We start from the raw sequence: 17,151 nt of genomic DNA, 5'->3' as shown, positions 1-17,151 counted from the left end.
AATGAACCAATGAACCAATGAACCAATGAACTAACAGGTTAACAATTCCATAACATACGTCAATTTTGATATTAGCCCCGCAATAAGTATCTTAAGGCGGCAAATCAAAACGTATGGCAACACCCCCGGCAGAGCAATTAAAGAGAGTTTTAAAACCAGTTCATTTATGGGCGATAGCTGTCGGGCTGGTCATCTCTGGTGAGTACTTTGGCTGGAATTTTGGGTGGGACGTTGCCGGTACAATCGGGATGCTTATAGCCACAGTGGTTATAACCGTGATGTATATCACGTTCATTTTCAGCTACACAGAACTTACCACGGCAATTCCGCATGCAGGCGGCGCCTTTGCTTACGGTTACCGGGCCATGGGGCCATTTGGCGGCCTGATAGCCGGTTATGCCACACTTATAGATTTTCTTTTTGCATCACCGGCAATAGCTATTTCGTTAGGAAGTTACCTCCATTTTTTATACCCGGATATCCCGGTTATGCATTCGGCCCTGGTATTTAATGCCGCATTTTTGTTGCTTAATGGTTTGGGAGTAAAAGAATCTGCCGCATTTTCGGTATTCATCACCATTTTGGCGGTTGCCGAATTGGTTTTGTATTTAGGTATAGTTTCGCCTCATTTTAAAATGAGTAACTACATGAGCAACCCAATGCCTTTTGGCTGGGGAGGTGTGTTTGCTGCCCTTCCGTTCGCCATATGGTTTTATCTTGCTATTGAAGGTGTAGCGATGGTTGCCGAAGAAGTAAAAGACCCCAAAAAAGATATACCCAAAGGTTACATCAGTGCCCTGGCTACATTGGTAGCATTGGCATTAGGTGTGATGGTTGTTACCGGTGGAATAACCGATTGGCGTAAACTAAGTACTTTAGATTACCCCTTACCCGAAGCAATAGGTATTGTACTGGGCAAAGCAAGCGGCTTAACCAAAATATTTGCCAGCATCGGCTTATTTGGGCTGATAGCATCACTTCATGGTACAATTCTGGCATCGTCAAGGCAGGTATTTGCAATGGCCAGGAGTGGTTATTTACCAAAAGGATTAGATAACCTAAACCATCGGTTTAAAACACCGCATTGGGCACTGGTTGTGGCTGGGGCTGTTAGTTTTATAGCTATTTATATAGGCACCCACACCAAGAATGGTACTTCGCAAATCCTGGTACTGTCTGTATTAGGGGCAGTTGTTATGTACATTATGTGCATGGTGAGTTTGTTCATCCTACGGAAAAAGGAGCCGAAGCTTCCCCGGCCATTTAAGGCGCCTGTGTATCCGTGGTTTCCGGGTATAGCGCTGCTTATAACAATAATAAGTTTATTTGCCATTATGTGGTTTAACTTTACGGTGAGCATTATATTTTTTGCAGGCCTGCTCCTGATCAGTATTATATTTATCATTATGGGTAAACACAAAGTAGCCCTTACAGACGAAATGATGGCAACACCTGATTAGGTCATTGGGGCATTAGGTCATTTTTGTACAATGACTAATGACGCGAAGCAAATGACCCAATGACCAATGACGCGAAGCAAATGACCAATGACTAACTACCGCCACACTATACGACATAAGGTTTACAAGTTTCAGGATTTGAAAACTTTGCTGGGCAAGGCATCGCCCTACCGCTCGGGCGATGAACTGGCGGGCGTATGCGCCGGTAGTTATGAAGAACGGGTTGCCGCGCAAATAACCCTGGCCGATGTGCCGCTCAAAACGTTTTTAAATGAGGTTATTGTTCCTTACGAACAGGATGAAGTAACCCGTTTAATTATTGATAATCATGATGTTAAATCATTTAATCAAATAAACCATTTAACTGTTGGCGAATTACGCGATTGGCTGTTAAGCGATGAAACAGATACCCAAACTTTAACCGATATTGCCGACGGATTAACGCCCGAAATGGTTGCAGCGGTATCTAAACTAATGCGCAACCAGGATTTGATCGCGGTAGCCAAAAAATGCAGGGTAGTCACCCGGTTTCGGAATACTATTGGGTTAAGCGGGCATTTTAGTACCCGTTTACAGCCAAATCATCCAACAGACGATCCGAGAGGCGTGGCTGCCAGCATTATTGATGGCCTTTTGCACGCCAGCGGCGATGCTACCATTGGTATAAACCCGGCTACTGATAGCCCCGCAGCGGTAAGTAGCTTATTGAGGCTTATGGATAATATCAGGCAGCAGTTTAATATCCCCACACAAACCTGTGTATTGAGCCATATTACCACCACTTTGCAACTGATTAATGAAGGTGCCCCGGTGGATCTTTGCTTTCAATCAATAGCCGGTACCGAAAAAGCCAATACAAGTTTCGGCATCAACCTTAATTTAATTGAAGAGGCTTACCAGGCAACGCTATCACTTAAGCGTGGCACGGTGGGCAATAATGTGATGTATTTTGAAACCGGGCAGGGAAGTGCGCTATCTGCCAATGCCAATTTCGGCGTCGACCAGCAAACCTGCGAGGTAAGGGCTTACGCCGTAGCCCGGAAGTTTAAACCCCTGCTGGTGAATACGGTTGTGGGTTTTATAGGGCCTGAATATTTATATGATGGTAAACAGATTATTCGCGCGGCATTGGAAGATCATTTTTGCGGTAAACTACTTGGTCTGCCCATGGGCTGCGATGTTTGCTATACCAACCATGCCGAGGCCGACCAGGATGACATGGACAACCTGTTAACTTTGTTAGGAGTGGCAGGCTGTAACTTTGTTATGGGCATACCCGGTGCCGATGATATTATGCTTAATTACCAATCCACCTCATTTCATGACGCCCTATATTTGCGTAAAGTACTTGGTTTAAAACCGGCGCCAGAATTTGAACAATGGCTGATAAAACAAGGAATTATCGATATTAAGGGTAATATGATCCCCATTGACCCGGCGCACGGATTGTTGGGAGCGATGGTTTAGGAAGAGGTGGTGAAAGGATAAAGGTGAAAGGCAAAAGGAAAAAAGGGCCGGGTAAAGGATAATACAAAAACTGCCTTTTTCTTGTATATAGAAAGATGAAAAGAAACATCCCCCACGAAATAGAGCCATTGAAGGCCTTGCAGGAGTTTACTACTGCCCGGATAGCTATTGGCCGTGTGGGGACAAGTATCCCGTTGAAACAATCTCTTGATTTTAAACTGGCTCATGCTCATGCCCGCGACGCTGTTTATTCTGAGTTGAATATCAACCACTTAACCGATGTATTTAAACAATTTAACTTGCCCATTCTACAGCTACACAGCCGGGTAGCCGACCGCCGGCAATACCTGCAACGGCCGGATTTTGGCCGTAAACTGAATGAAGCTTCGTTAAACCAACTGGAAGATTACTTTATCCAAACTGATATCGCCATCATTATAGCCGACGGACTTTCGGCAACGGCCGTAAATGAAAATACATTTGGCCTGCTAAAAGAGCTTATCCCGCTGCTATTGGCCGCCGGTTTTAAGTTTGCCCCAATAAGCCTGGTTGAACAGGGCAGGGTAGCTATAGGCGATGATATAGGCTATAACCTTAAAGCGCAACTATCTCTGATGCTCATTGGCGAAAGACCTGGGTTAAGCTCGGCAGATAGTTTAGGGGCATACCTTACCTATGCCCCTAAGCCCGGGCTTACAGACGAATCGCGAAACTGCGTTTCAAATATCCGCCCCAAAGGGCTTACCTATAAAAAAGCAGCCAAAAAGATATTTTACCTTATAAGCGAAGCTTTTAAACGTAAATTGTCGGGCGTAGACTTAAAAGATAATGCCGGATTATTAAGCTGAAAGCAGAAAGCCGAAGGCCAAAAGCATCCTGCATAAAAAGCTTTGAGCTTTATGCCTTCTGCTTTTAGCTACTTCTTAGCCGGATTATTAAGCCGAGAGCCCAAGGCCCAAAGCAGAAGGCTTAAAGCAGAAAGCATCCCCATTAAAAAGCTTTTAGTTTTAAGCCTTCTGCTTTGAGCTACTTTTTCACAGGTCTTTTTTCAATTGTGCCGTTAAAGGAAATAGGATCGCGGTTGGTGCTGATCACCTGTAATGAAGCATATCCGTCGGAACTGATGGTTAAGTACAAGGATTGTACATCCCTTGAATCACTGATGTTTTTAACCGTTGGTTTGATGGTGATATTCCAGCCATCCTTTTTGCCGGGTTTAGCTACATAAATAAACTTGGTGGTAGTAAATTTAATCCCGCCTTCGGTCGATCCGTATGCCGGGGCTACTGTGGCCACGCCAAAGTAGGGTAGGTAGGCGATGACGGTATCCTTGGTAACTGTAAGGTCATAGCTTGAAGTGAGCGCCCTGCTGTTTAAGCGTGTTGGGTTTACATAGTTGGCGTTAAATACAAAGTTTTGGGCCTCAACAATGGCCTTTATTTCGGCAAGGTGCGCCGCTTTTCTTTCTTTACGGGTAGTTTGAGCGTTAACAACAGCGGTTCCCATCAATACCATTGCTATCAATAACGAAAATCTCTTTAATGGTTTCATATCCAAATGATTTAATATTTATGACAAGGATGCAGTTGTATGGTTTATTCCATATCAAATTTAAATAATATTCAAATAAAAAAGCCACCTGTTTTTTGCAGGCGGCTTTAGTATTACTTAAGCAGATCGCTTAGATCAAATTAACACTTCGGTTTACAAATTCGGTAAGTTCTGCGCCGGTTAATAATCCTTGCGAAAGCAGGGCCAGGTCAAATGCCTGTTTTGATAACTGGGTTTGTACTTCTTCGTTCTCTTCCTGTAAAATACGGCTTATCAGTTTGTGGTTTCCGTTTACAATCACCTTGTAATTATCGGGCATATTGCCATAAAAGCCCATGCCGCCGCCCATCGCTGCCATATCTTTCATGCGGCGCATAAACTCATCCATGGTTACGGTTACCGGTAATTCATCCGGGTTAAGACTCTCTAATTGAACACTATACGCCGGTTTGTTAATCGCTTTGTTGAAGATGTCTTTAACCTTTGTTGATTGCTCATCGGTTAAGACTGATTCAGGCGCTTCGTCCTTTTTAATCAGCTTATCGGCCACATCAGCGTCAACACGTTTCAATGAAGTTTTCTCCATTTTCTGCTCCAGCTGGCTAATGAAGTGATTATCAATAGGCGAGTTCATCACCAATACATCATAACCTTTTTTGTTGGCCGATTGAATAAACGAATCCTGTTTAGCCGGATCGTTGGTATAAATATAAACCAGCTGCCCGTCTTTATCAGTTTGGATAGCTTCAACTTTCTCCTTGTATTCAGGTAAAGTAAAGTTCTCTTTTTGTGTATTGCTTACTAAAACAAAGTCTTTGGCTTTATCATAAAACTTGTCTTCGCTTACCATGCCGTATTTTACAAACAGGCCAATGTCTGTCCATTTTTCTTCGTAAGCTTTGCGGTCGGCTTTAAATAGTTCTGACAATTTATCAGCTACTTTTTTGGTGATATAGCTGTTTATCTTTTTAACATTGCTATCGGCTTGTAAAAAGCTGCGCGAAACGTTTAGCGGAATGTCTGGCGAATCAATTACACCATGTAACAGCATCAAAAACTCAGGCACAATATCCTTAACTTCATCGGTGATAAATACCTGGCGGCTAAACAATTTGATCTTGTTTTTTTGTACCTCAAAATCATTTTTCAGCTTAGGGAAGTATAGTACACCGGTAAGGTTAAACGGATAATCAACATTCAGGTGGATCCAGAATAGTGGATCTTCGCTGAAAGGGTAAAGCTGTTTGTAAAAGTTAAGGTAATCTTCGTCTTTTAATTCAGATGGTGCTTTTGTCCAGATAGGGTTGGTATCGTTAATGATATTATCTTCCTGAACGTCAATGTATTTAGGTTTACCTTCTTCGTCAACGCCATCTTCAACAGATTCGGTTTTGGTGCCAAATTTAATTGGTACAGGTAAAAATTTACAGTACTTGTCAAGTATCTCCTGCAATTTGTATTTGCTCAGGAACTCTTCCGATTCGCTGTTGATGTATAAGGTAATCTCGGTACCGCGTTCGGCCAAAATGCCTTCGCCAATTTCAAATTCGGTGCTGCCATCGCAAACCCAATAAGCCGGTTCGGCGCCTTCCTGGTAGCTAAGTGTTTGTATTTCAACTTTATCTGCAACCATGAAAGCAGAGTAAAAACCTAAACCAAAGCGACCGATGATTTCATTGGCATCCTTAGCTTCTTTGAATTTCTCCATAAACTCAGTAGCGCCCGAGAAAGCTATCTGGTTGATGTATTTTTTTATTTCTTCGGCGGTCATACCCAAGCCATTATCGCTAATGGTGATGGTTTTCTTAACCTCGTCAAATGCAACTTCAACGCGCAGATCGCCAAGTTCGCCGTTATATTGGCCTAAAGAAGCCAGGCGTTTTATTTTCTGGGTAGCATCTACAGCGTTAGATACCAGCTCGCGCAAAAATATCTCATTATCAGAGTAAAGAAATTTCTTAATTATCGGAAAAATGTTTTCGGTGTGGATTGAAATGCTGCCTTTTTCTTGCATAATATTGATATATAAATGGATTAATATTAATTTCTACCTGCAACCATCAATGCATGTTCCAAAGCAGGCGAAGTTGTCAAATTGGCAGTGTAATATGGAAGATAAATTTTTAACGTTATGATAAAAAGGCTGTTTTAGATAACTTTTGAAGTACCTATGCTAATTTTTAACCTACTTTTTTACATTTTTAAGCATTTTTTTCAAGTTTTTTGCAACTTCTTACCAACGACGTTTTCCTAAAGGAAAAACAATTGGCGCGGCCGGAAAAACTGAGATTTTAAATCCTGCTCAAAAAAGTTTTCAAAACTACGTTCAATGATTGCGCGGTATCCTGATCTGTAATATTTCCATCCCCATCCATCTTCGACCTAATAAAAGATATATTCAACGTGGCTCCTTCAGCAACCTGCGCGTTCAGAGCACCCAAGATCAATAGCATGGCGGCATGGGCAGCTTCGCCGCCTAAGGATGCGGTGATGAGTGCTACCGGCTTTTCTGAGAATGAGCCGCTGGAAACCGTCCAATCCAGCATGTTTTTTAGCTGGCCGGGTACGCCGAAAGCATATTCGGGTGTGCAAATGATAACGCCATCAGTCTGTTTTAACAGTTCCCTTATTTCAAAAACTGGTTCGGGTGGATAGTCATCATCATTTCCGGGATCAAAAGGAGGGATGAGGGCAAGTCCATCATAAATATGGTAACTAACACCCGCAGGAATTAGGTTGCTAAAATATTTTAATATGTGGTGATTTGTTGAACCGGACCTTAAACTGCCAGATATGGCCAAAATTTGCTTCATGGTAAAATTGCTTTGTTCAATGATAGTAAAATGTAGAATTGCTTAACGGCTGTTTGCAGGATTATGGCAGATTGCTGACGATGCCCGCCATTAATAAATAATACAAACCCTTGTGTGTAATATAAAAAACCTACATTCGTTTATTACCGAAACCGCTAAACCGATGCCTAAAAGATATTGCGTGTTATTTTCTGTGTTCTGCATGTGTATGATTGCCTGTAACCGGTGGCACACTGCCGATTTACCCAAAGTTGTATCGCTATCAAAGCTCAGGCAGACCTCCTTTGTGCCTACGTTGGAGAATGAGATTGCGGCAGATAAAAATGTTATCTACGCCCCCTCGTTTTTGTTTGCCTGGGATAAGTTGAAACAACTGTTAAACGCTCCTATAACAATATTGGGTTCAAATTCAGGCGAACTCGGCTTGGTAAATCAATCTGCATCTTATAAAAAATCATTAAATGATAATGAATACGAATTGAAAGCCACTGTGGATAATGGAGAGATTGTGGCCGAAGCATTTTTTAACAAAGCGCTGCCATTTTCAAAGACACTTCAGAAGGTAAATAGCGGGATTTTGTTCGACGGAGCAAGGGTTAAAGCATTCGGTATGAACACGCTTGATTACGAGATAGAAGATTTTACGCAGATACTTTTTTATAAAGATGATGATAATTTTATTCTGCAGTTGACACCTGGTGATACATCCAACCAAATCATATTCGTAAAAGGACTGCAAAACATCAAAACATTAGCTCAAGCTATCAAACAAACCAATATTTTAACCCAACAGGGGGGCCTGCAAAGGCATAGCAACAATGAATTGTGGAAATACCGGTTTTATGAAACTGATAGCTTCGTAATACCAGTGATCCGGTTCAATATCGAAACTAATTATAAAGGCTTAGAAGGGATGACTTTTGCCGCAGGTGACAAAAAACAAACTATCAAAACAGCATATCAACGCACAGCCTTCTCGCTTGATGAAAATGGCGCAATAATAGAAAGCGCGGCTTTGGTCGCGGCCGCCGACTCCGTGGCTGCACCGCTTCATCCTAAAAAACTGATTTTTGATAAACCTTTTTTTATCATCATTAAGCATACCGCCCAGGCTAATCCGTACTTTGTAATGAAGGTAGAGAATGGGGAGTTGATGGAACGGAAGTAATAAAATTCCGCCCCGTTATACAATAATGCGCAGCTACATGCAGGGCGTAAAAAGATTTCTTTCCCGCGGTCTGTGTCTTCACAGACCGCTATCCGGTTGCGGGTAAACCGACGACGTGTCGGGAAGATGCATGTGAGGACACAGGCATCGGGAAAAATCTTTTCTATACTAATCAAAAAGTTCCCCCTTCAGGGGGTTAGGGGGCTGTCTTACGGCACAAACTGTAATATAAACGATGATCCCTTGCCTTCGGTAGATAATACCTGGATGTTGCCTTTATGCAGCAACATGATCTGTTTACACAAACTTAGTCCGATACCGCTGCCGGTTTTTTTGGTGCTGAAGAAGGGGATAAAAATTTTATCCAGCAGCTCATGCGGCATACCCATGCCGTTATCGGTTATTTTAACCAGGGTTTTGCCGTTGTTTTGCGCCTCGGCAGATAGGGTAATGCGGGGTTCATCACGGTCTTTAACGGCTTCAATGGCATTCACCAACAGGTTGATCATTACCTGCTCTATCAGGTTTATATCCGCCTCAATGGCCAGGGCAGGGTCGCGCAGGATGATTTCCAGTTCGATGTTCTTTTTAGATAGCGTTGGTTTCATCAGGCTGTTCAGGTTCTCGAACAGGTTGCGTACCAGTATCCGGTCGCGCTCCAGCTTGGTTATCTTGTTCAGGCTGCGGTAACTCTCGGTAAATTTAAGCAGGCCATCGCTGCGGCGTTTAATGGTATCTATGCCCAGCTCCAGGTCTTCCAGTTCGGCGGCCTCCATCGTTTCAGTAATTTCGGGACTTTGCAGGCGGTTTTTCAAGGTATCTGCCAATGATGAAATTGGGGCAACCGAATTCATGATCTCGTGCGTCATCACGTTTAGTAATTTCGACCATGCTTTTGATTCCGTTTCGTCCAGCGCTTCGCTCACATTTTGAAAAGCCAGCAGTTTATACAGTTTTTCATCGCTGCGCATCATGCTGGATGTTATCAAGATTTTCACCATTTGCTGGTTGCGGATAATGCTGATGATATTGCTGTCGCCGGGTTTTAGTTTAAGCAATTCGTGGTAAAGCACCGGCTCCCGTTTCTCAAGCGACTGGATAGTTTTAAGGTAGGGGATGCTCAGCAGCTTTTTAAACGCCTCATTTATCCAGCTGATAGTGCCGGTTTCTTCTTCATATGATAAAATTCCGGTATCTACCAGTTCCAGAATCTTTTGCAGGTAATGGTACTGTGTTTCACGTTCGCGGCTAATGAGTTTGAATGTGGTATTGATATCATTAAATCCCTTGCGCAACGGCTTTAATTCGTTTGGCGCTTTGCGCACATCAAAATGACGCGAGAAATCGCGGTAGTGGATTGATTCGACAAACTGGTTCACCTCGTCCTGCGCTTTTTTCTGAAAGCGGATCATTTCTATCACGGCGTAAACTACCAGCGGTACAAATATAACCAGGTATAGCGGCTGCCCTTTAACCGTTACATAAGCGGCGGCGGTGAGTGCCAGGAATAATAAAAATACGCGGAGCAACAGCCGCCATTCGTAACGGTTAAATATCATATTTGCTTAATCTGCGGTACAGGGCGGTACGGGTTAATCCCAGTTCTTTGGCGGCACGGGTAATGTTGCCGTTATGTTTTTCTATCACTTTTAAAATGGCATTCTTCTCCAGTGTGCTCAGCTGAATGTTATCATCATTGATGTTGTTGTCTGTTGGCGTTTCCAGGATCGAAAAGATGAGGTCGTCGGGCCTCAGCGTACTGTCATCGGCCATAATAACCGCGCGTTCAATGGTGTATTGCAACTCGCGCACGTTACCGGGATAGTTATATGATTTTAATTTTGTTAAAGCCGGGCCATCAAAATCAACAGCAGCTTTAAGGTACTTGGTGGCATAAAGTTTGGCAAAATGTTTGGCCAAAATTACAATATCCTCGCTGCGGCGGCGTAAAGGCGGCATATTAATTTCTACGGTGTTTATCCGGTAAATTAAATCTTTCCTGAAACGGTTTTCGTTAGCCAGTTCGCTCATAGGCACGTTGGTAGCGCATATCAGCCTGATATCTACATCCACAGCCTTATTGGTTCCTAACCGGGTTACCTGCCGGTTTTGCAGTATAGTTAGTAATTTAGCTTGCTGCTGTAAGCTGATGTTGCCAATCTCATCTAAAAACAGTGTGCCACCATGGGCATCTTCAAAACGGCCGGCGCGGTCTTCCCGTGCATCGGTAAAAGCGCCCTTTTTGTGACCAAATAATTCACTCTCAAACAATGTATCGGTAAGGGCGCCTACATCAACCTTAATAAAAGGCTTGTCGGCGCGTAACGAGCGTTCATGAATGGCTTTGGCCATCAAATCTTTACCGGTGCCGTTTTCGCCCAAAAGTAAAATATTGGCATCGGTAGGGGCTATTTTATTTACCTTATGAAAAATATCCTGCATCACTTCCGATTCGCCCAATATCGATGTATCCCCGGCGGTATTTTTCGCAGGCGTTTTGGTGATTTTGGCGCCGCTTTCTTTTTTATCCAGTAATTCCTTTATAGTGGCTATCAGTTTTTCGTTATGCCATGGCTTTACCACAAAATCATCGGCGCCCTCTTTTAATGATCGTACGGCCAGGTCAATATCGCCGTAAGCGGTTATCATAATTACACAAACGTTGGGCTTCCAGTCCTTCAGTTTACGCAGCCAGTACAGGCCCTCATTGCCGGTATTAATGGCGCTGTTAAAGTTCATATCCAGCAAAACCAGGTCAACCTCGTTGCGTTGCAGCAGCCAGTTCAGGTTTTCGGGATTTTTCTCGGTTATCACCTCGCCGGCCTGGGTTTTTAGCAACAGCTTTACCGCCGTAAGCACATCCGGGTCGTCATCAACAATAAGAATCGTAGCTTTTTTAAGTATCATAGCCAAGTATCAAGTATTTAGTATCAAGTAGCAAGTATTTTTTATTGATAGCAGCCAAGTATCAAATATTTTGTATCAAGTAGCAAGTACATTGATTTATTTATCCTGTGCCTTTGTTATTATTGATGATAGTTTATAGTAGACGCATGGTGCCTGGCAATCGTTACTTTTTTTGTAAATCTTGTTATGATTTATTAACCACCCCATTTTTATTTATTACCTCTCTATGCGACGCAGTCGGAGAGAGAGGGCAGACGTCCGTTAGCTAACGGATCGTCGGGGTGAGTCGACTCGCCGACATGCAATATACGTCATTCCACTTTCAACGTTTCGCCAAATTTTATCACTACTCATTACAAGCCGCAACCAAACACCTGCTATCAACTATGATCTGTGAACAATCATATGCCGGCAATGAACCATGAACATCCCACAACAAACCTCCTGCCATGAATCAAAAAAACTTTCTGCAAATTAATAATTGAATATTGAAGTTTCATACGGCCGGCATAAAAATGATGAGTGGTGAGTTGTGAATGGTGAGTTGAGAGGTATATTTGTGTGATTGACAAGGGCTAAGTGAGATGAGATTTATGCTCTGGAAGGGAAGGTATAAGGGAGATTAGGCGGAAACCAATGTATTTGTGAGGCGCGGGAAGAAACACCTTCCGGCCTATACGCTCATTCGGCGCGCCTTTCCCGGGAAATTGAATTTTAGTATAAACAGAAAATCTACTACCCATTTACCATTCACTGCCCACCACTCATTCACATTGTATCATTACCGTACACCCGATGTAACAGAAGCGTACGCCCTGAATGTACAATATGTATTTAATACATTGAAAAACAGTGATTTAATTTGTGGCATGTGTTTTTGTAACCATTAATCAAAATATCATAAACTACAGTGGACAGAAAAATTGAGAAAAAGACCTGGAACAGTAAACGAATACTAACTATCGCTGGTATCACAGGCATAATTTTATTAATAGGGGGCGTTATTTATGGAACCTCGGGTAAAAGCAAACTGGATGTTGATACCGATCGCATAACTATCAGTACTATAACTAAAGGCCCGTTCCAGGAGTTTATACCTGTTAACGGTACCGTGATGCCATTAACCACTATTTTTCTTGACGCAACAGAAGGCGGCGAGGTTGAAGAGCGCTATGTGGAAGATGGCGCCATGCTTAAAAAAGGCGACCCAATATTGAAACTGAGCAACGTTGATGAAGAACTAAACCTGGCTGCACAGGAATCGCAGGTATTTGCAGAGCAAACCCAGATGCAGATTTCGCACAATAACGCCAACCAGGCCACTATTAACAAGCTGAACACCATGGCCGATGTGGAGAATGCATATAAAGAAGCCAAAAGGATTTATGACCTTGATAAAAGGCTTTATGACCAAAAAGCAATTGGTTTACAGGAGTATCAATCGGCAAAAAATAGCTATGATTACCAGGTAAGCCGCCGCAAACTGGCGATGCAGATATTGAAACAAGATACATCATTGGTTAAACAGCAAGACGTGCAATCGCAGGAACACTATGCCCAGATGAAGACAGCATTAGCTTTGATGCGTAAAAAGGTTGCCAGTTTAACCCTAAGGGCGCCGATTGACGGCCAGCTGACCAACCTTGACGCCGAAGTTGGACAAAGTAAAACAAAAGGTATGCGGTTGGGCCAAATTGACGTACAATCGGGCTTTAAAGTAAGGGTGGATATTGATGAGCATTACTTATCGCGGGTGTTTCCGGGTTTAAAAGGCGATTTTCAGTTTGCCGATAAAACGTATAACATGGTGATTAAAAAGGTTTTTACAACGGTAACTGCCGGCAGGTTCCAGGTTGATATGCAATTTGTGGGCGAAGTACCTAAAGGGATTCGTAAGGGACAAACGTTACAGGTTAGATTGGCGCTGAGCGATGAAACCACGGCGGTATTGGTGCCTAAAGGTGGCTTTTACCAGCAAACCGGGGGTAACTGGATATTTAAAGTGGCCGAAGATGGCAAACGCGCTTACAAGGTGAACATTCAGCTTGGCCGCCAAAGCCCGGATTATTATGTAGTAACCGATGGCTTAAACCCTGGGGATAAGGTAATTACATCGAGCTATGAAACGTATGGCGACATACAGGAACTGGTGCTGAAAAAATAAGCAGCAGCCCCATAGCCCCCTCTAAATCTCCCCCGGCAGGGGAGATTTTTTTAAAGTCCTCCCTACCGGGGAGGGTTTGGGTGGGGCTCCCAACCGGGAGAGATTTACAGGGGGCTGGCTCGGGGCCGATAGATAAAATGCTTTGTTACTGCAACGAAACGTTGATGCTAAACGTCATATAAACAGGTAATTAATTTAATAAATAAGAATATAAACCAAATCAAACAAACATCGTCTGCCGAAAGGCAGATTATTCAGGAGGGGCAAATGATAAAAATTACTAATCTCGAAAAATTTTACCGCACAGAAGAGGTAGAGACCATAGCCTTAAACAAGCTATCAATGGAAGTTGCAACCGGCGAATTTGTGGCCATAATGGGCCCGTCTGGTTGTGGTAAATCAACATTGTTGAATATCCTGGGTATGCTTGACGATCCTGATGACGGCAGCTATGTTTTCAACGACGTTGAGGTGGCTCATTTTAACGAGCGTAAACGCGCCGATCTGCGCAAGCACAACATCGGCTTTGTTTTCCAGAGCTTTAATCTTATTGATGAGTTAACCGTGTTTGAAAACGTCGAACTGCCGTTGATTTATACAGGCGTACCATCGGCCGAGCGTGTTAAAAGGGTAGAAGAGGTGTTGGATAAAATGCAGATCATGCACCGCCGTAACCACTATCCGCAGCAATTATCGGGCGGTCAGCAGCAACGTGTGGCCATAGCCCGCGCTGTTGTAAATAAACCTAAGCTAATCCTTGCAGATGAGCCTACCGGTAACCTGGATAGCACCAACGGTAACGATGTAATGGAACTGTTAACAGACCTGAACGAGCAGGGTACAACCATCATCATGGTTACACACTCTGAGCATGATGCCCGTTACAGCCACCGCATTATCAGGTTGCTTGACGGTCAGGCCGTTGTAGAAAACATTATGGTTTAAACCAAGGTGCCATCTGCCCCAACAAAAAGATAGTTTATATAAGTTAATGTTGTTAAAGCCGGCCCCTCCGCGATGGAGGGGCCTCGCTTGTTCATTGGTTCACTGGTTCATTAGTTCATTGGTTCATTGGTGGAAAGCGGGTATAGCGAACAAATGGCTGTTGGCGGCACTATTACAGCACTAACCGCCAGGAAAGACCAATGAACTAATGAACCAGTGAACTAACGAAGTGAACTAATAAACTAATTATGATCAGGAACTACATAAAAACTGCCATCCGCAGCCTTACAAAAAATAAGGCTTACAGCTTTTTAAATATTTTTGGTTTATCCATAGGCATAGCCTGTGCGGCGCTGATATTTTTATGGGTTGAGGATGAGGTGAATTTTGATGACGTATTCGCAAAAAAGGATAACCTGTACATCGTTCGCGAAAATCAGAAATACGACACCTATGTATTTACAGAGAGTTCGACACCCGGACTGATGGGGCCGGCAATAAAGGCCGAAATTCCGGGAATTGCCAATACCTGCCGCACGAGTGAAGGTACCACATCGTTATTATTTTCAAAAGGCGATAAATCTGTTTTTGCCGGTGGCAAATATGTGGAGGCATCGTTTTTTAGCATGTTCAGCACATCGTTTGTACAGGGAAACGCTGCCTCGGCCTTTAACGATTTGCATTCGATAGTAATTACAGAAAAGGCAGCCATTAAATTTTTCGGCAACAATAAAACCGCGCTTGGTCAGTACATAAAAGTTGACAATAAGCAGGATTATGTAGTTACCGGCGTTGTAAAAAATTTACCGGCCAACTCTTCCATACAATTTGAGTGGCTGATGCCATTTAAAATCTATTTTGATCAAAGTCCCTGGCTTAAAAATTGGGGAAACCAATCGTTATCAACCTATGTGGAGCTAAAGCCCGGTGCCAGCGCCGCCCAGGTAAATAAAATTTTATATAACTACATTATTAAGCGGTCGCCCCGGTCATTAGGCCATGCGTTCCTGTTTGGCATGTCCCAGTGGCATCTTTACGACGATTTTAAAGATGGCCGGCAAACAGGCGGCGGCCAGATAGAGTACGTGCATTTGTTTACCGTTATAGCCTGGATAATACTTTTTATAGCCTGTATCAACTTCATGAACCTGGCTACCGCCCGCAGCGAGAAACGCGCCCGGGAGGTTGGCGTTCGTAAAGTATTGGGCGCTGGTAAAAGTTCGCTTGCACTACAGTTTATAGCCGAAGCTGTTTTTATGTCGTTAATAGCAGCTGTTATAGCTGTAGTTATCGTTTATGCTGCATTGCCGGCATTTAATACGCTTGTTCAAAAACAGCTGATAACAGGTTTTAATAAGCCCTTACATATTGTTGGTTTGCTGCTTATTACGCTTATTTGCGGTTTGGTTGCGGGCAGCTATCCATCGTTGTACTTATCATCATTTAGCCCGGTATCAGTTTTAAAGGGTGTTAAAATAAAAGATAGCGGCGCGTCATTTATCCGCAAGGGGCTTGTTGTGCTACAGTTTACGGCATCAATTGTGCTCATCATCAGCACCGTTATTATTTACCAGCAAATACAGCATATTAAAAGCAGGCAGTTGGGTTTCAATAAAAACAACCTTATCGAAATTGACCTGCAAGGCGACTTAGCTAAAAACTTCGATGCCGTTAAGCATGATCTTTTAAGCTCGGAAAATGTTGACAACGTTGCCCTTAGCGACCACGCTATTATTTACGGCGGCAATAACACATCGGGACTTACCTGGGATGGAAAACCTCCCGGTTCGCAAGTGCTGATATCGCAACGCTATACTACGCCGGGCTTTTTTGAAACAGCCGGTATGGACCTGATAGAAGGCCGTAACCTCACCGTTGCCGATACCGGACGCCCTTTGCGTATGGTAATTACCAGTTCGCTTGCCAAATTAATGGGTAAGGGCAGTGCTATAGGTAAAAGAGTACATGGCGAGGGCGATACTACCTCGGCCACAGTGGTTGGTGTGGTTAATGATTATGTATACGGCAACATGTATGGTAAGCCCGATCCGGTTATGTTTTTTAGCACCGATCCTAAAAATACCACAGTAATGTATGTGCGGATTGCCCGGCGTAAACCAATTGAAACATCGCTGAACGTTATTCGCGATGTGCTGAAAAAAAATAATCCGGCTTATCCCTTTGACTATCGTTTTGTAGACGATCAATTTAACCAGATGTTTTTAAACGAAATGCTGATCAGTAAACTTTCAAGGGTGTTTGCCACGCTGGCTATTATCATTTCATGCCTCGGCCTGTTTGGCCTGGCTGCCTATACCGCCGAGCGGCGTACAAAGGAAATAGGTATCCGCAAGGTTTTAGGCGCAAGTGTGTTAAACGTTGCAAGCCTGCTTTCGTTTGATTTTTTAAAGTTGGTGGCATTATCATGTTGCGTAGCCTTTCCGGCCGCTTATTGGGTTATGCAAAATTGGCTTAAAGGATATCAGTATCATATCGGCATTAACCTTTGGGTGTTTGCCGCGGCAGGCGTTGCCGCGGTTATCATTGCGGTAGTGACAGTAAGCTTTCAATCTGTTAAGGCGGCGATAGCCAACCCGGTGGATAGTTTGAAAAATGAATGATGTAGTGAGTGGTGAATAGTGAGCGGTGAGTAGTTATTTGGAATTAGAAGCCAAT

At 43.3% G+C, this 17,151-nt stretch carries 12 protein-coding genes; 7 read left to right on the top strand and 5 right to left on the bottom strand.

Features of this window, described 5'->3' with window-relative positions; genetic code table 11:
- Positions 1 to 113 precede the first annotated feature (113 nt).
- The 3 genes from eat (at position 114) to eutC (ending at position 3,775) form a co-directional block, all read left to right on the top strand.
- A complete protein-coding gene (gene eat, locus AC1DXF_RS15620; RefSeq protein ID WP_477449653.1) occupies positions 114 to 1,460 on the top strand; it encodes an ethanolamine permease in 1,347 nt (448 codons plus the stop codon).
- Positions 1,461 to 1,547: 87 nt separating this feature from the next.
- On the top strand, positions 1,548 to 2,927 hold the full coding sequence (locus AC1DXF_RS15615) for an ethanolamine ammonia-lyase subunit EutB (RefSeq protein ID WP_477449652.1): 1,380 nt from the start codon (positions 1,548 to 1,550) through the stop codon (positions 2,925 to 2,927).
- 95 nt (positions 2,928 to 3,022) lie between these two features.
- A complete protein-coding gene (gene eutC, locus AC1DXF_RS15610; RefSeq protein WP_477449651.1) occupies positions 3,023 to 3,775 on the top strand; it encodes an ethanolamine ammonia-lyase subunit EutC in 753 nt (250 codons plus the stop codon).
- Positions 3,776 to 3,953: 178 nt separating this feature from the next.
- Here the strand turns inward: eutC and AC1DXF_RS15605 are convergent, their stop codons facing one another.
- From AC1DXF_RS15605 to AC1DXF_RS15595, 3 genes are all read right to left on the bottom strand, one after another.
- On the bottom strand, positions 3,954 to 4,478 hold the full coding sequence (locus AC1DXF_RS15605; RefSeq protein WP_477449650.1) for a DUF4251 domain-containing protein: 525 nt from the start codon (positions 4,476 to 4,478) through the stop codon (positions 3,954 to 3,956).
- A 130-nt stretch (positions 4,479 to 4,608) separates the two neighbouring features.
- The gene (htpG, locus tag AC1DXF_RS15600; RefSeq protein WP_477449649.1) at positions 4,609 to 6,492 is read right to left on the bottom strand and encodes a molecular chaperone HtpG; all 1,884 of its coding nucleotides are present in this window, start codon (positions 6,490 to 6,492) and stop codon (positions 4,609 to 4,611) included.
- A gap of 277 nt (positions 6,493 to 6,769) precedes the next feature.
- Positions 6,770 to 7,291: an NADPH-dependent FMN reductase gene (locus tag AC1DXF_RS15595; RefSeq protein ID WP_477449648.1), complete on the bottom strand. Its 522-nt coding sequence runs from the start codon at positions 7,289 to 7,291 to the stop codon at positions 6,770 to 6,772.
- A 163-nt stretch (positions 7,292 to 7,454) separates the two neighbouring features.
- Between AC1DXF_RS15595 and AC1DXF_RS15590 the strand changes: the two genes are divergently transcribed.
- Entirely contained in the window at positions 7,455 to 8,459 is a 1,005-nt protein-coding gene (locus AC1DXF_RS15590) for a hypothetical protein (protein WP_477449647.1), read from the top strand.
- 209 nt (positions 8,460 to 8,668) lie between these two features.
- On the opposite strand, the gene AC1DXF_RS15585 is transcribed toward AC1DXF_RS15590, so the two are convergent.
- Complete coding sequence (locus AC1DXF_RS15585) at positions 8,669 to 10,018, bottom strand: sensor histidine kinase (RefSeq protein WP_477449646.1); 1,350 nt, start codon at positions 10,016 to 10,018, stop codon at positions 8,669 to 8,671.
- Complete coding sequence (locus tag AC1DXF_RS15580; RefSeq protein WP_477449645.1) at positions 10,008 to 11,366, bottom strand: sigma-54-dependent transcriptional regulator; 1,359 nt, start codon at positions 11,364 to 11,366, stop codon at positions 10,008 to 10,010. Before AC1DXF_RS15580 ends, AC1DXF_RS15585 begins: the two co-directional genes overlap by 11 nt.
- Positions 11,367 to 12,276: 910 nt before the next feature.
- Here AC1DXF_RS15580 and AC1DXF_RS15575 point away from each other — a divergent pair.
- The 3 genes from AC1DXF_RS15575 to AC1DXF_RS15565 all read left to right on the top strand — a co-directional run bounded on the left by AC1DXF_RS15575 (position 12,277) and on the right by AC1DXF_RS15565 (position 17,096).
- Positions 12,277 to 13,530, top strand: a complete 1,254-nt coding sequence (locus AC1DXF_RS15575) for an efflux RND transporter periplasmic adaptor subunit (RefSeq protein WP_477449644.1) — start codon at positions 12,277 to 12,279, stop codon at positions 13,528 to 13,530.
- 267 nt (positions 13,531 to 13,797) lie between these two features.
- Positions 13,798 to 14,475 carry an ABC transporter ATP-binding protein gene (locus tag AC1DXF_RS15570; RefSeq protein ID WP_477449643.1) on the top strand — a complete coding sequence of 226 codons (678 nt, stop codon included), beginning with the start codon at positions 13,798 to 13,800 and terminating at the stop codon, positions 14,473 to 14,475.
- Between the two features lie 248 nt (positions 14,476 to 14,723).
- Positions 14,724 to 17,096, top strand: coding sequence for an ABC transporter permease (locus AC1DXF_RS15565; protein ID WP_477449642.1), 2,373 nt, complete (start codon positions 14,724 to 14,726; stop codon positions 17,094 to 17,096).
- Positions 17,097 to 17,151: the final 55 nt, after the last annotated feature.

The organism is Mucilaginibacter sp. P2_A5 (assembly GCF_056404995.1).
Note: the sequence above shows the minus strand (reverse complement) of the source record. Positions and strands in the feature narration are given on the sequence as shown.